Raw genomic sequence first — 2022 nt, forward strand, 5'->3', positions numbered from 1 at the left:
AACCACTTCACCTAATTCAGCAGCAATGAGTTGAGGAGCTTTACGAAAAGTTTTTGCTAATGTGAAAGTAGGAAAAGCCACATCTCCATGTTCTGCTGTTTTAGGCTTTTCAAGCAGGTTGAAAATTGTTTCCATTGGTAAAGTATCACCGATTTGCTGGTGTAAAGCTTCAGCAATCACTAATTTGTAATTCATTTTTTTTCCTCCTATATAAATGGATTGATTTATTTCTTAATCGTAGACGCAAAAAAAGCCTCTGATTTGATTCAATGATTAAATCAAAAAAGAGACGAGGTTGAGCCCGCGGTACCACTCTTGTTGCTTTGCCTAAACGACAAAACCACTTGTTTTTAGATAACGGCAAACAAAACCGAATAATTTTACTAATTTCAAATTATTTTCTCAAAAGTGCGCTTCCTGTTTTTTTTGCTATTGGCTCACACCGTCCCAACTCGCTTAAAACAATCCCAAACAGTACTCTCTTCATCAACGAAAGAATATTTATATTTATTTATTGATTATAACAAATCATGTTGAATAATTCCAATCTTTTCAAAAAGAATTTTTATTCATCTTTTTGGAAAGAAATGATGAAATATAAGCGGATTCATCTTTTTTTTGGTATAATAATAAAGAATCGTTTAATTATAAGGAGGTCTGACAGTGAAAAAATCAAATCGTCAATTAGCTATCAAGCAAATAATTAATAATTATGACATTGGTACGCAAGAAGAGTTGTTGCATTACCTCAAAGAAGAAGGGGTAGAGGCAACTCAAGCAACAATCTCTCGTGATATTAAAGAAATGCATTTGGTGAAAACAACTACTTCAAATGGAAATGTTAAGTATGCCCTTTTTCAGAATAATAAAATGTCTAATGAAGAAAAATTGCAATCAACATTAAGCGAAGTCGTTATTAAACTAACACGCGTTCAATTTATGACTATATTGATGACTATCCCTGGGAATGCTCATGTTATTGGTGCTTTAATGGATGCCATTGATTTTCCAGAGAAAGTGGGAACGATTGCTGGAAACGATACCTGTTTAATTATTTCGAAAGACGAAGAAGACGCTACTAAAATGTACGATTATTTACACAGATGGGTAAATCTCTAATACTAATAGGTCAGAGGAGGTAGAAGGATGTCAGCGGTATCAGATTCAGGGCTAGCCGGTTTACAAAATGGCTCCGATATTCGTGGAATTGCCATACAAACAGATGATAACCAAGTAACCTTAACAGATGAACGGATTGAACGTATCGCATATGGATTGGCAGTTTGGTTAAAAGAAGTTAAACAGCTGCCGGTTGATCAAGCACATGCTATAAAAGTAGCAATCGGTTATGATAGTCGGTTATCTGCGCAACGTATTCAGACTATTCTGATTGAGAACTTAACAAAAATCGGGATAGATATTATTGATGCTGGGTTAGCGACAACACCGGCTATGTTTATGTCGACACAATATGAAGAGTATCAGTGTGATGCAGCACTCATGATAACAGCTAGTCACTTACCATATGAATACAATGGATTAAAGTTTTTTACTAAAGACGGCGGTGCGGAACATGAGGACATTGCATACATTTTAAAAAATGCAGCATCAAACTACATTACTTGGGAAAACAGCAAAGGAACAGTGATAAAAAAATCCTTGCTCTCAGATTATGCTGCTGATCTAGTTGCTAAAATTCAAAAAGGGATCAATGATCCAGCTAATTATAAGCAACCGCTGACTGGACGTCATATTGTTGTAGATGCTGGCAATGGAGCGGGCGGTTTCTTTGCAACAGAAGTTTTAGAAAAATTAGGTGCGAATATAAAAGGCAGTCAATTTTTGGAACCGGACGGAAATTTTTCTAATCATATTCCTAACCCAGATAACCAAGAAGCGATGCACAGCATCCAAACAGCTGTTTTAAAAAACAAAGCAGATTTAGGTGTGATTTTTGACACTGATGTTGACCGGTCGGCGTTGGTTGACCACGAAGGTGTGACCCTAAATCGGAACAATTTG

At 36.1% G+C, this 2022-nt stretch carries 1 protein-coding gene, 2 pseudogenes and 1 other annotated feature; of the genes and pseudogenes, 2 read left to right on the top strand and 1 reads right to left on the bottom strand.

The features are described from left to right. Positions 1-195, bottom strand: a pseudogene (locus RT405_RS12980) (arginine--tRNA ligase); the annotation flags it as partial. Positions 196-282: 87 nt separating this feature from the next. Beyond that, positions 283-499, bottom strand: a binding site (T-box leader). A gap of 164 nt (positions 500-663) precedes the next feature. Between RT405_RS12980 and argR the strand changes: the two are divergent. Beyond that, positions 664-1119 carry an arginine repressor gene (argR, locus tag RT405_RS12985; protein WP_035027731.1) on the top strand — a complete coding sequence of 152 codons (456 nt, stop codon included), beginning with the start codon at positions 664-666 and terminating at the stop codon, positions 1117-1119. Between the two features lie 27 nt (positions 1120-1146). Then, positions 1147-2022 (top strand): annotated as a pseudogene (locus tag RT405_RS12990) (phosphomannomutase/phosphoglucomutase); the annotation flags it as partial.

This window comes from Carnobacterium sp., from assembly GCF_032094055.1.
Lineage (GTDB): Bacteria > Bacillota > Bacilli > Lactobacillales > Carnobacteriaceae > Carnobacterium_A.